General features: G+C 65.7%; 18 protein-coding genes. 5 read left to right on the forward strand and 13 right to left on the reverse strand.

Features of this window, described 5'->3' with window-relative positions:
- Nucleotides 1–93: 93 nt before the first annotated feature.
- Entirely contained in the window at nt 94–1,377 is a 1,284-nt protein-coding gene (gene eccD / locus M3G14_RS08720; protein WP_259926151.1) for a type VII secretion integral membrane protein EccD, read from the forward strand.
- 2 nt (nt 1,378–1,379) lie between these two features.
- Complete coding sequence (locus M3G14_RS08725; RefSeq protein ID WP_259926152.1) at nt 1,380–2,564, forward strand: S8 family serine peptidase; 1,185 nt, start codon at nt 1,380–1,382, stop codon at nt 2,562–2,564.
- A gap of 199 nt (nt 2,565–2,763) precedes the next feature.
- Here M3G14_RS08725 and eccB read toward each other — a convergent pair whose 3' ends face one another.
- The 13 genes from eccB to secY form a co-directional block, all read right to left on the reverse strand.
- Nucleotides 2,764–4,038 carry a type VII secretion protein EccB gene (gene eccB / locus M3G14_RS08730; RefSeq protein ID WP_259926153.1) on the reverse strand — a complete coding sequence of 425 codons (1,275 nt, stop codon included), beginning with the start codon at nt 4,036–4,038 and terminating at the stop codon, nt 2,764–2,766.
- 57 nt (nt 4,039–4,095) lie between these two features.
- Nucleotides 4,096–6,252 (reverse strand): DUF6541 family protein, encoded by a 2,157-nt coding sequence (locus tag M3G14_RS08735; RefSeq protein WP_259926155.1) that lies wholly within the window; start codon nt 6,250–6,252, stop codon nt 4,096–4,098.
- Between the two features lie 43 nt (nt 6,253–6,295).
- Nucleotides 6,296–7,165, reverse strand: coding sequence for a tRNA pseudouridine(38-40) synthase TruA (gene truA / locus M3G14_RS08740; protein WP_259926156.1), 870 nt, complete (start codon nt 7,163–7,165; stop codon nt 6,296–6,298).
- 184 nt (nt 7,166–7,349) lie between these two features.
- Nucleotides 7,350–7,841, reverse strand: coding sequence for a 50S ribosomal protein L17 (gene rplQ / locus M3G14_RS08745; RefSeq protein ID WP_259926157.1), 492 nt, complete (start codon nt 7,839–7,841; stop codon nt 7,350–7,352).
- Between the two features lie 54 nt (nt 7,842–7,895).
- Nucleotides 7,896–8,909 carry a DNA-directed RNA polymerase subunit alpha gene (locus M3G14_RS08750; RefSeq protein ID WP_259926158.1) on the reverse strand — a complete coding sequence of 338 codons (1,014 nt, stop codon included), beginning with the start codon at nt 8,907–8,909 and terminating at the stop codon, nt 7,896–7,898.
- Between the two features lie 108 nt (nt 8,910–9,017).
- Nucleotides 9,018–9,623, reverse strand: a complete 606-nt coding sequence (rpsD, locus tag M3G14_RS08755) for a 30S ribosomal protein S4 (RefSeq protein WP_259926159.1) — start codon at nt 9,621–9,623, stop codon at nt 9,018–9,020.
- Between the two features lie 27 nt (nt 9,624–9,650).
- Nucleotides 9,651–10,046, reverse strand: coding sequence for a 30S ribosomal protein S11 (gene rpsK, locus M3G14_RS08760; RefSeq protein WP_038588443.1), 396 nt, complete (start codon nt 10,044–10,046; stop codon nt 9,651–9,653).
- 3 nt (nt 10,047–10,049) lie between these two features.
- Nucleotides 10,050–10,418 (reverse strand): 30S ribosomal protein S13, encoded by a 369-nt coding sequence (gene rpsM, locus M3G14_RS08765; protein WP_038588440.1) that lies wholly within the window; start codon nt 10,416–10,418, stop codon nt 10,050–10,052.
- 174 nt (nt 10,419–10,592) lie between these two features.
- Nucleotides 10,593–10,811: a translation initiation factor IF-1 gene (infA, locus tag M3G14_RS08770; protein ID WP_038588435.1), complete on the reverse strand. Its 219-nt coding sequence runs from the start codon at nt 10,809–10,811 to the stop codon at nt 10,593–10,595.
- Between the two features lie 200 nt (nt 10,812–11,011).
- A complete protein-coding gene (locus M3G14_RS08775; RefSeq protein ID WP_259926160.1) occupies nt 11,012–11,854 on the reverse strand; it encodes a L,D-transpeptidase in 843 nt (280 codons plus the stop codon).
- A 38-nt stretch (nt 11,855–11,892) separates the two neighbouring features.
- Nucleotides 11,893–12,702 (reverse strand): type I methionyl aminopeptidase, encoded by an 810-nt coding sequence (gene map, locus M3G14_RS08780; RefSeq protein ID WP_259926161.1) that lies wholly within the window; start codon nt 12,700–12,702, stop codon nt 11,893–11,895.
- A gap of 75 nt (nt 12,703–12,777) precedes the next feature.
- Nucleotides 12,778–13,329, reverse strand: a complete 552-nt coding sequence (locus tag M3G14_RS08785) for an adenylate kinase (protein ID WP_259926162.1) — start codon at nt 13,327–13,329, stop codon at nt 12,778–12,780.
- Nucleotides 13,329–14,657, reverse strand: coding sequence for a preprotein translocase subunit SecY (gene secY / locus M3G14_RS08790; protein ID WP_259926163.1), 1,329 nt, complete (start codon nt 14,655–14,657; stop codon nt 13,329–13,331). The genes M3G14_RS08785 and secY overlap by 1 nt, the downstream gene beginning before the upstream one ends.
- A 336-nt stretch (nt 14,658–14,993) precedes the next feature.
- Here secY and M3G14_RS08795 point away from each other — a divergent pair, with 336 nt between their 5' ends.
- Genes M3G14_RS08795 through M3G14_RS08805 form a run of 3 tightly spaced genes read left to right on the forward strand, consistent with a single transcriptional unit; the run spans nt 14,994 to nt 17,591 of the window.
- The gene (locus M3G14_RS08795) at nt 14,994–15,827 is read left to right on the forward strand and encodes a MetQ/NlpA family ABC transporter substrate-binding protein (protein WP_259926164.1); all 834 of its coding nucleotides are present in this window, start codon (nt 14,994–14,996) and stop codon (nt 15,825–15,827) included.
- 15 nt (nt 15,828–15,842) lie between these two features.
- Nucleotides 15,843–16,901, forward strand: a complete 1,059-nt coding sequence (locus M3G14_RS08800; RefSeq protein ID WP_259926165.1) for a methionine ABC transporter ATP-binding protein — start codon at nt 15,843–15,845, stop codon at nt 16,899–16,901.
- A 3-nt stretch (nt 16,902–16,904) separates the two neighbouring features.
- Nucleotides 16,905–17,591, forward strand: a complete 687-nt coding sequence (locus tag M3G14_RS08805) for a methionine ABC transporter permease (RefSeq protein ID WP_259926168.1) — start codon at nt 16,905–16,907, stop codon at nt 17,589–17,591.
- Nucleotides 17,592–17,612 lie beyond the last annotated feature (21 nt).

The following is a 17,612-nucleotide window of genomic DNA, read 5'->3' on the forward strand; positions in this document are numbered from 1 at the left end:
ATACTTGGAACCACCGCGCGGCAATTGGGGGTCCGCGCCCACACATTTCGGGGGTTTTCCTTGGTAGCTACATCTGCCCATCACATTGTTCGCATGACCGTGCGTGTTTCCGCCGTGTCCTTCCACCGCGACATCGATCTCACACTTCCCACGTCATCCACCTTCGCGGAAGTCCTGCCTGAGCTGGCCACATTTATCGACCTACCGCGCATCCACCGCCCCTGGGAGGCCACCACCGTCGGCGGCGCGCCGCTGGATATGCACACCCCGCTGCACAAGCTCAAGCTTCGCGACGGTGCCGTGACCGTCCTTCGCCCCCAAGAGTCAATCGAGCCGCCCGTGGTGCGCGACGCCGCCGAATCGCTTGCCGCGGCGGCGGTTGATACCCGCGACACCACGGGTCTTGCCCACCTGGCCAGCTTCGCCGGGGTGTGTGCGCTCACGGTCCTCGCCGGGATGTTCACCTCCCTTGCCGTAGCACTCGGTATAGGCGCGCTCGCCCTCTTCGCGCTTGCGGTGCTGTCGCGCTCGAGCGCGGTGTATGCCCCGCTGCCGGGCGTTGCGGCCATCGCTGTGGCCTGTTGGGTCGCAGGTCTGCCCGGGGCGTGGGAGTCTGTCGATGTCGCGCTCGGCGTCTTCGCGGGTGCCGCCACCGCCTGCGCGCTCGTCCTACTCGGCGCAGTGCTGGGGCTGGCCGGGACGTTCGCCGCCGCGTGCACCGTGACGCTGAGCGTCCTGCTCAGCATCGGTGCCTGCGGAGTGTGGCTGCCGAGTGCGCAGGCTCCGGCGGCGCTCACGGTGCTCGCCGGGCTGCTCACCGTCCTGTCCACCCCGGCTGTGGCCACCCGCGCCGCAGGCCTGAAGGTCCCGCGCGTGCCCACCGCGGGCGAGGCTTTCGCGACTGCCGACGGCTACCAGCCGGATGTCGACGAGCGCAGCCAACGTGCGATCACGCTCGTCGCCGCCATCTCGTGCGCGGTGGCCGCCTGCATGCTCCCCGCGCTTTTCGCCACCTCCTGGGCTGGCGGGGCGTGGGCATGCGCGTTGAGCGTGTGTACCGCCGGAGCACTCGGCATCTACGCCACCCGCCACCACTACCCGGTGCCCCGGGCCGCGCTGGTCACCGCCGCCCTCGGCGCGGTGTGCGCGTGCGCGCTCGCGGTGGCGCGCACCGACCACCCGCACCCGGTGGCAATCGGGGTAGCGCTGCTGGCCACGCTTACCGCCGCGACCGCCGTGCTCTGGGTGGCCAAGGTCCCCGAGCTGGAGCCCACCACCGTGGTGTGGTTCGAGCGCGCCGAGACCGCCGCGATTATCGCAGCGCTCCCGCTCGCGCTCCACGTTGCAGGGCTCTTCGCACTGATCCGGGGGCTGTGAGCATGAAACGTTTCACCGTCGGAGCCATGGCCGCGCTCCTGTGCGCCCCGCTGCCGCTTGCCGCCACGCACGCGCGTGCCCAGGACTACGCCTGCGCCGTACCCGTCCACGCCAGCCCGCCGGCACCGCTGAGCGTGGACGAGCAGGCACGCCAGGCGCGCACCAACCCGGTCGACCGCGCGCACCGCTTCGCCACCGGCCGCGGGGTACGCATCGCCGTCATCGACACCGGTGTGCACCCGCACCCCGAGCTCAAACGCCTGACCCCGGGGCGCGACTTCGTGGACCCCGACAACCCCGACCCGTTTGCCGACTGCGACTCGCACGGCACCGTCGTCGCGGGCATCATCGCCGGTAAAAACCACGGTATTGCCCCGGACGCGGAACTCATCGCCATCCGCCAGACCTCCGCGCACTACCGCGACCGCGACAGCGACGACCCCAGCGCGGGCTCGCTGGCCACGCTTGCTCACGCCATCCACAACGCCATCGAGGAACGCGCCGATATCATCAACATCTCCGTCGTCTCCTGCCAACCGCCAAAGATCGCCGAGCGCATCGACACCCAGCCCTTAGACGAAGCCCTGGCGCGCGCCGAGGCCGAAGGCGTCCTGGTCGTCGCGGCGGCGGGCAACGAGTCCGGCGAGTGCACCCAGGGCGACACCGTCTTCCCCGCACACTCGCCCACCGTGCTCGCCGTCGCCGCCCGCGAGGGCTCACACGACATCGCGGGCTACTCCATCCGCGTGCCGGGTCCGGCGCTGTCCGCGCAGGGCACGATGCCGCTCGCGCTAGCTTCCGACGGCACCGGCTTTGCCACAGGCACCCACAGCGACAACGGCCCCGCCCCGTACGCAGGCACGAGCTTCGCCGCCCCGGTTGTGACCGGCACCGCGGCCCTGCTCATGCAGCGCTACCCGCACCTGCACCCCGCCGAAGTACGCGCGCACCTCTACGCCGCATCGCAGCCCAGCGGGGGCGCGCTCGATCCGCTCGCTGCTGTGACCCAGTTGCCGCCGGAGTCTTCCTCGGACGCGGAGCCACTGGCCCTGAAGCCGGCTGCCGAGGCGGTGTCGGCGTCGATAAGCAAGTTGGGCAACGTACTACTCGCGGCGGCGATGCTGGTGGTCTGCCTGTTCGCAGCCCCGCTGGTGCGCGCCCAGGTCGCGGGTCGCCGAGGTTCCTAAACGGGCTTCCTAAACGGAGCTAGCTCCATTTGGGCTAACCCCAGTTACAAAACCCCAGGTCGCAGGTCGCCGATCTTCCTAAATGGAGCTAGCTCCATTTGGACCAGCGCCGTCGGGTGTGCGCTGTCAGCCTTTTGCGACCGCGGAAGACCCCAAAACCGGCCCGACACTTCGGCACTAATTTGAGCCAAGTCAAGGCTTAGTACGTCGCCGTCAGCGCCGCAGTTCGCTCTAGCGCTTCCCCACGCGGCAGCAGTTTGACCAGCCGCCACGGCACCTGCTCCACCTTGGCGGCGCCGATGGTCTCAAGCGTCGCCGCGTCGGGCACCCCGTGTCGCAGGCCGGTTTGATCCACCACGTGGTAGCCGTTTCCGGTGTCCACGGCCACGGCACCTGCCGACAGCCCGACGAAGTAGGAGGCCGGGCCCGCGCCGGAAAGGCGCACGTGGCCAGCCATCGCCTCCGGAACCGACAGCATCGCCGCCCCACCCGCTTCGGTCACACAGGTCGCCTCGGCTTCGTCTGTGGGCTCGCCCGCCGGGTCGAGCAGGCGCATCCGATCCTCTGGCAGATGGATGGACACCGGGTTCTCCGCGTCGGGCTTGTCCGCCACGGCCTGGGCGGGCACCTCCGATACCTGTGCGCCTGCTTCTACCAGTATCTCCGCCTGCACGCTGGTGATCGGCTGGACACCGCCGGATGTCTCGGCCCATTCGCGCTCGCTGGTGCGCAACACACGCGGCAGTGTATCCGGCAGCGCAAACGCGGGCTGCTCCTGCAGCGCGCCAAAGAGGTCGGCGGGCGGGCGCCAGCGGGGCGTGGACGCGTCGATGTCTAAGACGCGTCGCACGACCCGGCCGTCGCGGCTTGTCGACGGCGGCAACTGCGTGCGTCCCTGCGCGGTGACCAGCCAGTCGCGGTGATCCACCTCCGCCACGATCGCGCTCTCCGGAGCAAGTGCCGGAACCCGCGCGTCGACGGCGCGCACGACTACCTCGGGTTTCGCATCCGGTACGGGCACCGTGCACGCCGACCAGTACGTATCCGCCGCGTCCTCCGGTGCGAACACCGAAGGTGCCACCCCGATACCGACGGGCACGCCGCGAGCGAGCGTCGCCAGGTGCTCGTCGCCTGCTCGCACCGGGTCTTCCGGCCCGCCCACGATCAGGCGTGCCGAAGTCAGGTTGGTGACCGGGTGCACGGTCTCGTCCACCCTGGCAAACAGGCTGCCGTCTGCCGCGCGGATAATCGCCGCCTCTCCCGGGTTCGGGTTTGGTCGCATCCAGGCGAACAGTCCCATGACACCGGAGATCATCACCACCGCCACGACCCCGAAAATCATGGCGCGACGCCGCGAGGAAAGCGGGTCGTGGATCATGCGGATATCGCCCAGGATCAGGCCGTGCTCCACCCTGCGTCGCAAAAATCGGTGCCCGGAAACCTGTGTCTTTGTCGTTGGCAGCAAACGCGCCATTGGATTGTCCCCCTCAAGCAGTATTACCCCGGCTCCCCCGAGCCAGGTTGCCTCATCCTACTGCAGCGACGCAGACTCCGCAGTGTCAGCTGGTGCCTCAACGAAGAGGTCGTCGGAGCCGTGCGAGTGGGCGTCGGCAAGCATGCGCTCAAGCTCATCCTCGGTGAACTCCTTGTTCACCGCGAAGATCACCACATCGCCCTTGCGGTAGACGGGCGTGAGCCCGCGCGAGGTCCAGAAGCCGCGCTGCATCTGCAGCCGCTCGAGCTGGAACGGCCAGAATGCCGACGGGCTGAGCATGTAGAACTTGATCCCCAGCTCGGCTGCGGCACGATCCACCACGTTCTCCGCGCCCGCATCACCGCGCAGGCCCTCGCCGAGCTCGCGCGCGTGCCAATACGCAATGTCCGTGTTCGAGCCCAGCCCACCGGTCGGCCACAGGTAGTGCCGCGACAGCATCGGCAGCCCGTTGTAGGCGTAGCCCCAGCTGTGCCCGTCGGCCGGATCACCAAAAATCCTGCCCTCCCAGGCCGCCGGCTGCGTGGCCAGCCAATCCCAGGCCGCGCGGTCGTCGTCGCTGACCATGCGGTCTTCCACTCGCGTGTCCAAAAATGCCGACTGCGCGCCGGCCAGTGCGTCCGTGCGCACCGTCGGCGCGGCAAGCATCGCCACCACAAGGGCCATGCTTATCGACGCCACACCCGTCCCCCGCTCCCACGCCTGAGACCCCAACCGCGCGGCAACCGGCGCGAGCGTAAGCAGCCGGATCATCGCGGCGACCCCGATCGCGGCAGCCACCAACACGCTGAGCACCACCGGGATGATCAGGCGGTGGGCGGTGTTGTAGTGCAGGTTGCCCGCCAGCGTGAGCAGCCCGCTAAGCGGTCCCGCCACCGGCGCAATCGCGTTGGCGGTAATGGTCAGCGACAATGCGTAGAACAGCACCGGCCACACCTGGCGGCGCCACACCAGGCAGGCGAGCGCGCCGAACCCGGCCAGCCACAGCCACACCGTGGCGTCGTAATCGTGGAAGAACTCGTGCACGTGACGCGTCTGCAGCGTGAAAGCGATGTCCCACCCGCTGTCTGCACTCCTGCTCTCCGGGGTAGACCACCCGGAGACCTCCTCGGCCTGCGCCGAACCTGCGAACACCTGCGGCAGGTACGCCACCGCGGCGACGGCGCCGGGGGCGGCCATCCATACCGTGTCGGCAAGGCGGCCGCCCTCCGGGCGAATCAGCGTGGAGGTGAGCCAGTACAGGCCCACGCCCAGCACCACGACGGTCAGCGCCGCCGGGTGCGCCGTGAGCACGCCGAGCAGCCCGACCGTGGCGGGCAAAGCACCCGCGTGGCGGGCGGGAATGCGCGTGAACTGATAGATCACCGCACCGGTCAGCGACATGGCGAAGAGGTAGGGCCACATGCCGACAAAGTCGCCGACCCACACCAGCTGCGGCGCGCCGTAGACGAAGATGGCAGCAAGTCCGGCCGCGATCTGCGTGGTCAGCCCGCGCGAGCGGGTAAACGCGAACGCCAGGCACGCCGCAGTAATCGGCAGCGCAATGCCGGTGAGCACGATCATGCCGATGTTCAGCGCCGGGATCGGATCCAGGCCCGCCGCCTGCCCAAACAGCGCGATGCCGGTGTGGAACGCGGAGGGGTACAGCAGCTGCGCGTGGGTCTCAACGTTCTGCAGCTCGCCCATCCGTGTTGGCGAGGCCACGCCAGTGTCCATGATGAAGCGCACCAGATTGGCGTGCCACTGCACGTCCCAGCCCTGCACGATGTTGTACGTGCCGTGCGGGGCGCGTACCAGCCAACCCAGCCGGTCCGAGATGAGCATCCAGGATCCGGCGACCACACCGGCCGTCGGCAAGAGCCAATAGGGGTCGAGGATGCTGCCCTTCTTCCACTGCCCCGGAAACAGGGCCCGGCGCCACGAGATGCGCCCTCCGCGCCGCGCCTTGCGGGCGAAGGCGTAGCGCCACACCGCCGCCGCGGCCAGCGCAAACACCAAGCTCACTGCGTAGGTCCACAGGTTCAGCGGCGCGGAGGTCAGGCCCCACAGCCAGGCGCTCATGCCGAAGATACCGAAGCTGACCGGCAGCGCCGTGGCCATCGCGTGCGGGCCTTTCACGCCTGCGACGAGGTTAAATACCAGCCCCGGGAGGAGGAAGAACGGTAGGGCAAACACAGCTGCCGCCGCTGGTGTCATGAGTCCTCCTCGAATGTGTTCGCGTGAAAAATATTCTAAGCCCTTAGCTCTCCGGCAACGCGCGCCGGTCGCGTGTCACGGCGGCCCGCTTCGCAAACGCGTCTGGGTGCGGGTACTCAACGCCGGTGAGCGTGAGCCCGCACGCCGGGGCGAGCGGCACCCGGGAGTCGCGCTTTGTCGCCTCGAGCAGCTGCGCAACCCACGATTCTTCGCGCTTGCCCTCCCCTACCTTCAGGCAGGTCGCGACCAACGCGCGGACCATGTTCCAGCAGAAGGCGTCCGCGGTGATCCGCGCCTCGTAGACGTCGCGCTCGTGCTGCGTGCTCACGTCGTGCCAGGTAAACGCATGGACATCGCGGATGGTGGTCGCGTGCGGCTTCGGCTTGCAGAAGGCGGCGAAGTCGTGCAGCCCGACGAGCAAGTCGGCCGCCTCCTGCATGCGGTTCAGGTCGACGGGCTTGCCCCACACGGCGGTGTCGGCGCGGCGGGTGGGCAGGGCGCCTGCAGGGTTGGTGGTCACCCGGTAAGTGTACGACCGGTGCAGCGCCGCGAACCGGGCGTCGAAAGCCGGCGGTGCCTCGCTGACGTCGAGCACGCGCACGTCGGCAGGCAGGAGCTTGGCTAGTCGGCGTACCAGCTTGGCGGGGTCGCCGTCGAGGGAGCGCTGGTCCAGCGCCGCCCGCGGCACATCGGTGTGCGCGACCTGGGCGCTTGCGTGCACGCCGGCGTCGGTGCGCCCCGCCACCGTGAGCGACACCGGGGTGCGCAGCACGAGCGCGAGCGCGTCCTCGATAGTCTCCTGTACGGTGCGCACCCCGGAAGTCTGGCGGGCCCAGCCGTGGAAGTCCGTGCCGTCGTAGGCGATGTCCAAGCGCAGGCGCATATCCGTGCCCGATGCTGGCGGTGTGGTCATTCGGATAAGGCTAGCAGGTGGGCGGTGGGCGTGGCGTTGGGGCTTTACGGATAAACAGCGCAAGTTGCACATCGTTTAACCCCGGAAATCGGCGATAAACGAGTTCCAACTTGCGCTGTTCAGAGACGCGCAGGGCCCCACCCGAACGATGCGGGTGGGGCCCAAGCGGCAAGGCGAGAGGGAACTAGTCCTCCTTGGCCTCGGTTTCAGCCTCAGCGGCCTCAGAAGACTCAGCGGATTCGGCCTCCTCAGCCTTCTCCTCCTCAGCCTTCTTGGAAGCTGCGGCGCGAGCGGTGCGCTCAGCCTCGTTGGCGGCAGTCTGCTCGAGGACGAGCGAGATCTGCGTCATCGGAGCGTTGTCGCCCGGACGGTTCTCCAGCTTGATCAGGCGGGTGTAGCCGCCCTCGCGGCCCTCGAACATCGGGGCCAGCTGGTTGAACAGGTAAGCGACGACCTCCTTGTTCGGCAGTTCAGCGGCAACGGCGCGGCGGTCCGCGATGGTGCCCTTCTTTGCCTTGGTGATCAGCTTCTCAGCGTAGGGACGCAGCGTGCGTGCCTTCGCATCGGTCGTGGTGATAGCGCCGTGCTGGAAGAGAGCCATAGCCAGGTTGGACAGAATGTGCTTCTGGTGGCTAGCGGACCCTCCGAGACGGGCACCCTTCTTCGGGGTAGGCATTTTCGTACTCCTCGTGTGCGTTAGTTGAGCGCGTGCTCTTTTATGGACTCGGCTTTACTCGGTCTCGTCCCCGCTCGGGTCAACGAAGTCGCCGGTCTCGGCGTCGTAGCCCTCGATCTGGGTCGGGTCGAAATCTTCCGGTGCATCCTTCAAGGTCAAGTTCTGCGAAGCGAGCTTGATCTTGACCTCGTTAATAGACTTCTGGCCGAAGTTGCGGATATCCAGCAGCTCAGACTCGGTGCACTCAGCGAGCTGACCGACGGTGTGGATCTCCTGACGCTTCAGGCAGTTGTAGGAGCGGACGGTGAAGTTCAGGTCCTCGATCGGCGTGTTGTACGCGGCAATGTACTCGGTCTCCTGCGGGGAGGGGCCGATCTCAATGCCCTCGGACTCCGTGTTCAGCTCGCGTGCCAGGCCGAACAACTCCACCAGGGTGGAGCCTGCCGACGCCAGCGCGTCGCGTGCTGCCATGGAGTTCTTGGTCTCCACGTCGATGATCAGCTTGTCAAAGTCGGTGCGCTGCTCGACACGGGTCGCCTCAACCTTGTAGGCGACGCGGGTGACCGGGGAGTAAATCTGGTCGACCGGGATACGGCCGGGCTCCCCGCCCGAGTTCGGCATGGCCGGGACGTAGCCGCGGCCGCGCTCGACAACAAGCTCCATCTCCAGACGAGCGCCCTCGCTCAGGGAGGCGATGTGCAAATCCGGGTTGTGGATCTGGACATCAGCAGGCGGCTCGATCGAGCCCGCGGTGACATCTCCGGGGCCCTCAACCGACAGGTACATGACGACCGGCTCGTCGGAATCCGACGACAGGACCATGTCCTTGATGTTGAGGATGATCTCGGAAACGTTCTCCTTCACGCCAGCGATCGTGGTGAACTCGTGGAGCACGCCATCGATCTTGATGGAGGTCACCGCCGCGCCCGGGATGGACGACAGCAGCGTGCGGCGCAGGGAGTTGCCGAGGGTGTAGCCGAAACCAGGCTCGAGCGGCTCGATGACGAACTTCGAGCGGTTGGTATCGATGTACTCCTCGGTCAACTGCGGACGGTGAGAGATGAGCATGAACTTCTCCTTTGTCGGCTCCCGCTATATGAAGCCGGTAGGAACGGATGATGTTGGAAGTTTTCGCGCCACGCTTCGTCGACAAGCAAAAGGCGCGGGGCGAAGTGGTTACTTCGAGTAAAGCTCGACGATGAGCTGCTCCTGCAGGGGCACCTCAATCTGAGCGCGCTCGGGCAGCTGGTGCACGAGGATGCGCAGGGTGTCCGGAACGACCTGCAGCCATGCCGGAACGACGGCGTCGAGCAGGTTGTCCTGAGCATCCTCAAACCAGAGCATGCCGCGGGACTTCTCGCGGACGTCGATGATGTCGTACTGGGTCACCTTGAACGACGGGACGTCGACGCGCTTGCCGTTGACGGTGAAGTGACCGTGGGAGACAAGCTGGCGAGCCTGACGACGGGTGCGTGCCAGACCAGCGCGGTAGACGACGTTGTCCAGGCGGGACTCCAGCAGGATCAGCAGGTTGTCGCCGGTCTTACCGGGGAGACGGTTGGCCTCCTCGTAGTAGCGACGGAACTGCTTCTCCATCACGCCGTAGGTGAAGCGAGCCTTCTGCTTCTCCTGCAGCTGCAGCAGGTACTCGGACTCCTTGATGCGAGCGCGGCCAGCCTGCCCCGGGGGGTACGGGCGACGCTCGAAGGACATGTCACCGCCGACGAGGTCGACGCGGAGGCGACGGGACTTACGGGTAGCAGGGCCGGTATAACGAGCCATGGTGTTTTACCTCTTTTCCTTTCTGCCTTAAACGCGACGACGCTTCGGCGGACGGCAGCCGTTGAACGGCTGGGGCGTCACGTCCGAGATCGAGGACACCTCCAGGCCAGCAGCCTGGAGCGAACGGATAGCGGTCTCGCGGCCGGAGCCGGGACCCTTGACAAAGACGTCAACCTTCTTCATGCCGTGATCCATTGCCTTGCGGGCAGCGTTCTCGGCAGCCATCTGCGCAGCGAACGGGGTGGACTTACGGGAGCCCTTGAACCCGACGTGGCCGGAAGAGGCCCAGGAGATGACAGCACCGTTGGCGTCCGTGATGGACACGATGGTGTTGTTGAAGGTGGACTTGATGTAGGCGTGGCCTGCGGCCACGTTCTTCTTTACGACGCGACGGCGCGCGCCGGAACGAGTCTTCGGTGGCATAAGTTACTTCTTCTTTCCTGCGATAGTCTTCTTCGGGCCCTTGCGGGTACGCGCGTTGGTCTTCGTGCGCTGGCCGCGGACGGGCAGGCCACGGCGGTGGCGCAGACCCTGGTAGGAGCCGATTTCAATCTTGCGGCGGATATCTGCCTGCACCTCACGACGCAGGTCGCCCTCAACGGTGTAGGAGGACTCGATTGCGTCGCGCAGCGCTGCGAGCTGATCGTCGCTCAGGTTGTCCGTACGCAGGTCGGGAGAAATGCCGGTCTTTTCGAGCAGTTCCTTAGCACGGGTAGCCCCGATGCCGTAAATGTAGGTGAGAGCGATCTCCATGCGCTTGTTGCGCGGGAGGTCAACACCAGCGAGACGTGCCATGTGGCTACGTTCCTTTCGGGTTGTTACGGTGGTTTTCTCCCTACCCGTCCACGCCAGACAACGCTTTGTCCGGACCGAGCCGGAGGATGGGTTGCGGTTCGCGCGGCTCCAGCCACCGTGGCCGGAGGTAGTCGACCCGACAGATGTCAGGTCTGGGTAAGGAGGCTTACGTACTTACTTGTAGCGGTACGTGATACGTCCCTTGTCCAGGTCGTACGGGGAAAGCTCCACGACGACGCGGTCCTCAGGGAGGATGCGGATGTAGTGCTGGCGCATCTTGCCACTGATGTGAGCAAGGACGGTGTGCCCATTATCAAGCTCAACGCGGAACGTTGCGTTCTTCAGCGGCTCGATTACGCGGCCTTCGACCTCAATTGCGCCTTCTTTTGCCATTCAATCCACTTCCTACTGCCCCGCATTTATGCAGGTACTAGTCGTTTTTCACGTCTGCTACACGGTGTAGAACAAGCAGTGCTTGCACACCAACCGACAACTATATCCTTTCACCTGCGACAACACAAACCCCGCCTGCCGTTTTCGCGGCGGGCGGGGTGAGGTAGGCGCGCTTTTCACGCTGCGCGTTGAGTAACCGTTTAGTACACGTAGACCTTGTCACCGATCTGCAGATCGTTGAAGTAACGCTGCGCGTCAGCCTGGTACATGCGCACGCAGCCGGCGGACAGGATCGTCGGGTCGCCCTGGTGGAAGGCGATGCCGTTGTAGGTGAAGTAGGTCGCGTACGGCATCGGGGCGTTGTTGAACTCGTAGGAGATCTCGTCCTTGACCTTGCGGTTGACATAGAACGTACCGCGCGGGGTCTCCTGGCCGGGGCGGCCCGGGCCCACGAGATCAGCGGTGTAGTAGACCTGGCCGTTGTTCTGCAGCCAGGAGCGGCGGCCGTCAACGTCCACGCACGCCTTCGCGTCCTTCGGGCACGGGCCGTAGTCGAAGGCCGGACGCTGCTGCTGCGCGGGCGCAGGTGCCGGGGCGGGCGCCGGAGCCGGCTTCGGCTTCGGCTTCGGCTTGGGCTTCGGCTTCGGAGTGCGCTCGGCGATCAGGCCCGGGAAGAGGCGCTCGACGGTCTGGTCGATGGAGGCCTTTGCCTGCGCCGGAAGCTCCGGGTTGATCGCGGCAAGGCCGTCGGCCTGGGCGCGCAGGCTGTTGCGCAGGTTCCACGCAGCGTCGCGCACCGACTGATCGGCGCTAGACCCCAGGTTTTCCAGCTGGGTGTTCGCGTTCTTCAAGAACACGTCCAGGCCGGAGTTCGAGGACAGCTGGCCGATGGAAGACCCGCTGACAGGCTGCTGCGGGGCCGGCGCGGCTTCTGCGGTGGTCGGGTTGACAGCAAGCGAGGCGAAAACGCCTGCGGCGGCGGCGAAAGCAGCGGCACGGCGCTTGGTAGCCGAGGGCTTCGCGTGGCGAGGTGTGTAAGACATAGACAGCAGTCTAACCACCAATTGCCAATTTTGAATAGTTAGGCGCGCGGTGCGTCCCCCTCGCGTGGGGTGAGGATACGCGGACCGTGCTCGGTCGCGGCCACAGTGTGCTCCCAGTGCGCTGCGGGTGAGCCGTCGGCGGTGACGACCGTCCAGCCGTCGGCAAGCACGCGCGAGTCGAACTCGCCGCCGAGGATGAGCATCGGCTCAATGGCGAGGACGGAGCCTTTTTGGATCACCGGGCCGCGGTGGGGCTTGCCCTCATTGGCCAGGAAGGGATCCTCGTGCATGGTGTGGCCGATGCCGTGGCCGCCGTAGCCATCGAGGATGCCGAGCGTGACGCCGAAGCGCTCCTCGGCGCGGTAGGTGGCCTGCTCGAGCGCGTGCGAGACGTCGGTAAGCCGGTTGCCCGGCACCATTGCCTTCAGCCCCTCGTGCAGGACCCACTCGGTGGCGCGGTTGAGGGCGTCGACCTCGGGGGCAAGCGTGCCGACACCGAAGCTCAGCGCCGAATCTCCCACCCAGCCGTCGAGGGTGGCGCCGCAGTCGATGGAGACCAGGTCGCCGTCGGCAAGCACTGTTTCTTTGCTTGGGATGCCGTGCACCACGACCTCATTAACCGAGGCGCAGATCGAGCCCGGGAAGCCCTGGTAGCCCTTGAACGTCGGTGTGGCACCGTGCTCACGGATCACTCGCTCCGCCACCTCGTCGAGCTCGAGCGTGCTCACCCCGGGGCGCGCAGCAGCCTGCACCGCGTTGAGTGCGAGACCGACGATGCGGCCGGCGGCCTCCATCGCATCCAACTCCGCTGCCGATTTTGCTGCAATCTTGCGCTTGCGAAAGCCCATTGCGCTTCCTTCCTTGGTCGAAAAACGAAAACGGGGCCGGTGTAGGCGATACACCGGCCCCTGTCCGTATTGGCGCTACTTCAGCGCGTTCAGCTTGTCCATTGCGCGAGCGTTGATCTCGTCAACGTCGCCGACTGCGTCGATGGAGATGATCTCCTCGCCGTAGTGGTCGATCAGCGGCGCGGTCTCGTCGCGGTACACGCCGAGGCGGGTGCGGATGGTCTCCTCGTTATCGTCGGCGCGGCCGCGGGCGAGCATGCGCTCGACCACGACGTCCTCGTCGACCACGAAGTTCAGCACGCCGTCGAGCTTCTGGCCCGCCTTGGACAGCAGCTCGGTGAGGATCTCTGCCTGCTCCACGGTGCGCGGGAAGCCGTCCAGCAGGAAGCCGTCCTTGGCGTCGTCCTCCTTCAGGCGGGACTCCACCATGCGCGCGGTCACGTCGGTCGGCACGAGCTTGCCGGCGTCGATGTAGCTCTTGGCCTCGACACCGAGCGGGGTGCCCTCGCCGATGTTGGCGCGGAACAGGTCGCCGGTAGAGATGTGCGGGACGCCGAGCTTTTCAGACAGAATTGCGGCCTGGGTGCCCTTGCCGGCACCAGGGGGGCCAAGAAGTACGAGACGCATTATCGCAGAAGTCCTTCGTAGTTGGATTGCAGGAGTTGGGATTCAATTTGCTTGACCGTGGTCAGGGCCACGGACACCATAATCAGGATAGCCGTACCGCCGAACGCACTCATGCCCATCTGGCCAGAACCTGCCAGACCGGCATCCAGCGCCAGGTTCGGCAGGATGGCAATGAACGCCAGGTAGAGCGAGCCGACAACGAGCAGGCGGTTCATCACGTACGCCAGGTACTCGGCAGTCGGGCGGCCCGGGCGGATATCCGGAATAAATCCACCGTACTTCTTCATGTTCTCCGCCTGGTCAATCGGGTCGTACTGCACCGAGACGTAGAAGTAGGAGAAGAAGATGATCATGGCGAAGTAGGCCACGATGTACTGCCAGGAACCCGGGTTCTGTAGCCACGCCATCACGTTGTTCATCCACCAGTTATCCGGCGGGGTCGGCTTATTCATGTTGACGATCTGGGTGATCAGCACCGGCACGTACATCAGCGAGGAGGCGAAGATGACCGGGATCACGCCCGCCTGGTTCACCTTCAGCGGCAGGTAGGTCGCGGAGCCGCCGTACTGGCGGCGGCCCACCATGCGCTTGGCGTACTGCACCGGAATGCGACGCTGACCCTGCTCGATGAAGATGATGCCGATGACCAGTGCGATGATCGCCGCGATCACGATGGCGAGTGCCACGCCGCCGGAGTTCTGCAAAATGATCGCGCCCTCGGACGGCAGTTTGGTCGCAATGCCGGCGAAGATGAGCAGGGACATGCCGTTGCCCACGCCCTTCTCGGTGATGATCTCGCCGAGCCACATGATGATGATCGCGCCGGAGGTCATGACGATGATCATCATCAGCAGGGTCCACACGTTGCGGTCCTCCACCAGCACCGGCATGCCCTGCCCGAGCAGCTGCTCGCGGTCAGCCAGCGCGACGATGCCCGCGGACTGCAGCAGGGCCAGCGCCACGGTGAGGTAACGCGTGTACTGCGTCATCTTCGCCTGGCCGGACTGCCCCTCCTTCTTCAGCTCTTCAAACTTCGGGATCACCACGGTGAGCAGCTGGACGATAATCGACGCCGTAATGTACGGCATAATGCCGATAGCGAAGATCGACAGCTGCAGCAGCGCACCGCCGGAGAACAGACCGATGATGGAGAACATCGTCGCCTGGTCGCCCTGGGAAATGTCCTGCAGGCGGGACTGGATCAAGTTGTAGTCCACGCCCGGGGTGGGGATTTGGGCACCGACGCGGTAGAGAATCATCAGCGCAAGGGTGATCAGAATCTTGCGGCGCAGATCATGGTCCTTAAACGCCTGAAAGATAGCGGACACAAAGCCTCCTGGCTCCCACTGCAAACACAAGCAGGAGATTGCGAACAGTATTCGTCACGAGCTGGCCCTACCTACCAAAAAGGCATGCAAAAGCTCACCCGTACATATTTGACCCCACTACCCTACCAGCCCGAACGCGAAACCCAAGAGTCGTGCCCGGTTTAAGCCTGCTCCAATCCCACCCGAAGCGCGTTGTCATTTTTTCAGCCGGGCACAAGGTGGGCGATACGTAAGCGTCGAGAAGCAAAAGCCCGCAGTAGACCGACCTGTCTTGCATTTGCATACCGAGAGGTTTAGAGTTCCTTGTGTTATACAAACGCAGTTGAAAGGATCGCCATGCTGAAGAAACTCGCAGCACTGACCACCGCTACCGCACTCGCCCTGAGCCTGAGCGCGTGCGGCGATGAATCGAGCGACACCGCCGCCGAGGGCGATTCCCAGACCATCCGGGTCGCCACCTCGCCGGGGCCCTACTCCGAGCTGTTCGAGGACGCCGTGGGCCCGATCCTGGAGGAGGACGGCTACACCGTCGAATACACCTCCTTTACCGACCTCACCCAGGCCGACACCGCGCTGAACGAGGGTTCCGCCGACCTGAACGTGGACCAGCACTCCGCGTGGATGGGCGTGTTTAATGAGGAAAAGGGCGGCAACCTCGCCTCCATTACCGAGGTGCCGACGGTGCCGGCCGGCCTCTACTCCGAGAAGTACACCGACATCGAAGAGGTCGCCGACGGGCAGTCCGTGGGCATCCCGATGGACGGCTCCAACAAGTCGCGCGCCCTGCACCTGCTTGTCGACGCCGGCTGGATCACGCTGCGCGACGACGCCGACGAGACCCTGCTCGCCGAGTCCGACATCGCCGAGAACCCGCACAACCTGGACATCAAGCCAATGGACTCGGCGAACCTCTCGCGCTCCCTGCCGGACCTCGACTGGGCCGTGATCCCGGGCTCCATGTCGTATTCCGCCGGCCTGGACCCGAAGCTGCAGGTCTTCCAGGAGAACCTGCGCCCCGAACTCATCCTCGTGGCCGTGACCACCGAGGACAAGGTCGACGAGCCGTGGGCGAAGGCCGTCGCCGAGGCCTACCGCTCCGACGAGTTCAAGGAGTACTTCGACGCCAACAACGAGAACAACTACTGGTTCCTGCCGGAATCGCTGCAGTAACCCAGAAAGGTTCCAATGACCCACTCCCCCGGCACCACGCCCGGACCCGCGGTCGCCTTCGAGCACGTGTCCAAAGTCTTCGACACGAGCTCGGGCGACTTCACCGCACTGGATGACATCACCTTCACCGTGCCCACCGGCGGCATCTCCGGAGTCGTGGGCACCTCCGGGGCGGGTAAGTCCACGCTCATCCGCACGGTCAATGGGCTGGAAACGCCCACCTCGGGCACTGTGACCGTCCTTGGCCGCCAACCTGCCGAGCTCGGCGCGAAACAGCTGCGCGAGCTACGCCGCGAGGTCTCCATGGTCTTCCAGAACTACAACCTGCTGGAAACCAAGACCGTCGCAGAAAACGTCGCCACGCCCCTGCTCCTTTCCAAAACGCCGAAGGCCGAGGTAAAAAGCCGCGTCGCCGAGGTCCTGGAGATGGTCGGGCTCAGCGACCGCGCCCAGCACAAGCCGCGCCAGCTCTCCGGCGGCCAGCGCCAGCGCGTGGGCATCGCCAGGGCGCTCGTGACCAACCCGAGCATTTTGCTTTGCGACGAGCCCACGTCCGCCCTCGACCCACTCACCACCACCCAAATCCTCGAGCTCCTGCGCGACATCAACGCCAAGCTCGGGGTGACCATCCTGCTCATTACGCACCAAATGGACGTGGTAGCGCGGCTCGCGGACTCCGTCGCAGTACTGGAAGCCGGCAAGCTGGTCGAGTCCGGGCCCGTGGCCGAGGTCTTCGCCGACCCGCAGGCCACGCTGACCCAACGCTTCGTGGAAACGGTGATTCCCCGCGCGGTGCCAGACAGCGTGCACGCCGCGATCGAACGGGGCGACTACGACGCGGTCGTGCAGCTCATCCACACCGGCAACGCCGTCGCCGACGTCTTTTCGCAACTCGCGAGCCGCTTCGGCACCGAGGCGCACCTGTTATCCTCCGCCGAAACCGAGCTCGCCGACACCAGCGTCGGGGCCACCATCCTTGGCCTACGCGCCGACGGATCGACCGACGAGGCGCTGGCGTGGCTCCACGGCCTGGACGGCGTGACCATCAACCGCATCACCGGAAAGGACGCTTAACGCATGGAACAGCTCAACTCCTGGTGGCGCGACACGACCGGTTCCCGCGTCACCCCCTCGATGTACGTCGATTCCTTCGGCGAGACCATCTACATGGTGGGCATCTCCCTGTTCATCGGCGCACTCATCGGCATCCCGCTGGCGCTCGCGCTGGTGATCACCCGCCCCGGCGGCCTGAAGCCCAACTCGGTGGTCTACGGCATCTTCAATGTGGTGGTCAACATCATTCGTTCCCTGCCGTTTATCATCCTGCTCGTCGCGATCTCGCCTTTCACGCGCGTCATCGCCGGCACCGCCATCGGCACTACCGCCGCACTCGTCCCGCTGACGCTCTACATCGCGCCGTTTATCGCGCGCCTGATCGAGCAGTCGCTGCTCGAGGTCAACCCTGGCATCACCGAGGCGGCCGACTCCATGGGCGCGACCATGGGCCAGACCATTCGCTACTTCCTGCTTCCGGAGGCCAAGTCCTCCATCATCCTCGCAGTGACCACTGCGACCGTTGGCCTGATTTCTGCCACGGCCATGGCCGGCACCATCGGTGGCGGGGGCGTGGGTGACTTGGCGATCGCCTACGGCTACCAGCAGTTCGACTCCGTGGCCATGCTCACCACGGTGGTCATCCTGATCATCGTCGTCCAGGCGATCCAGTCGCTTGGCAACAGGCTGGCGCACCGCGCGCGAGCGTAGTTGGTGTGGTTTTGCCGCCGG

It is taken from the genome of Corynebacterium sp. p3-SID1056, assembly GCF_025152525.1.
In the GTDB taxonomy this organism is placed as follows: Bacteria; Actinomycetota; Actinomycetes; order Mycobacteriales; family Mycobacteriaceae; genus Corynebacterium.

Excerpts from the sequence above, each read along its gene's own strand:
- eccD (WP_259926151.1), top strand. The coding sequence starts at position 94 with ATGACCGTGCGTGTTTCCGCCGTGTCCTTCCACCGCGACATCGATCTC.
- M3G14_RS08725 (WP_259926152.1), top strand. The coding sequence starts at position 1,380 with ATGAAACGTTTCACCGTCGGAGCCATGGCCGCGCTCCTGTGCGCCCCG.
- eccB (WP_259926153.1), bottom strand. The coding sequence starts at position 4,038 with ATGGCGCGTTTGCTGCCAACGACAAAGACACAGGTTTCCGGGCACCGA.
- M3G14_RS08735 (WP_259926155.1), bottom strand. The coding sequence starts at position 6,252 with ATGACACCAGCGGCGGCAGCTGTGTTTGCCCTACCGTTCTTCCTCCTC.
- truA (WP_259926156.1), bottom strand. The coding sequence starts at position 7,165 with ATGACCACACCGCCAGCATCGGGCACGGATATGCGCCTGCGCTTGGAC.
- rplQ (WP_259926157.1), bottom strand. The coding sequence starts at position 7,841 with ATGCCTACCCCGAAGAAGGGTGCCCGTCTCGGAGGGTCCGCTAGCCAC.
- M3G14_RS08750 (WP_259926158.1), bottom strand. The coding sequence starts at position 8,909 with ATGCTCATCTCTCACCGTCCGCAGTTGACCGAGGAGTACATCGATACC.
- rpsD (WP_259926159.1), bottom strand. The coding sequence starts at position 9,623 with ATGGCTCGTTATACCGGCCCTGCTACCCGTAAGTCCCGTCGCCTCCGC.
- rpsK (WP_038588443.1), bottom strand. The coding sequence starts at position 10,046 with ATGCCACCGAAGACTCGTTCCGGCGCGCGCCGTCGCGTCGTAAAGAAG.
- rpsM (WP_038588440.1), bottom strand. The coding sequence starts at position 10,418 with ATGGCACGTCTCGCTGGTGTTGACCTCCCGCGCAACAAGCGCATGGAG.
- infA (WP_038588435.1), bottom strand. The coding sequence starts at position 10,811 with ATGGCAAAAGAAGGCGCAATTGAGGTCGAAGGCCGCGTAATCGAGCCG.
- M3G14_RS08775 (WP_259926160.1), bottom strand. The coding sequence starts at position 11,854 with ATGTCTTACACACCTCGCCACGCGAAGCCCTCGGCTACCAAGCGCCGT.
- map (WP_259926161.1), bottom strand. The coding sequence starts at position 12,702 with ATGGGCTTTCGCAAGCGCAAGATTGCAGCAAAATCGGCAGCGGAGTTG.
- M3G14_RS08785 (WP_259926162.1), bottom strand. The coding sequence starts at position 13,329 with ATGCGTCTCGTACTTCTTGGCCCCCCTGGTGCCGGCAAGGGCACCCAG.
- M3G14_RS08795 (WP_259926164.1), top strand. The coding sequence starts at position 14,994 with ATGCTGAAGAAACTCGCAGCACTGACCACCGCTACCGCACTCGCCCTG.
- M3G14_RS08800 (WP_259926165.1), top strand. The coding sequence starts at position 15,843 with ATGACCCACTCCCCCGGCACCACGCCCGGACCCGCGGTCGCCTTCGAG.
- M3G14_RS08805 (WP_259926168.1), top strand. The coding sequence starts at position 16,905 with ATGGAACAGCTCAACTCCTGGTGGCGCGACACGACCGGTTCCCGCGTC.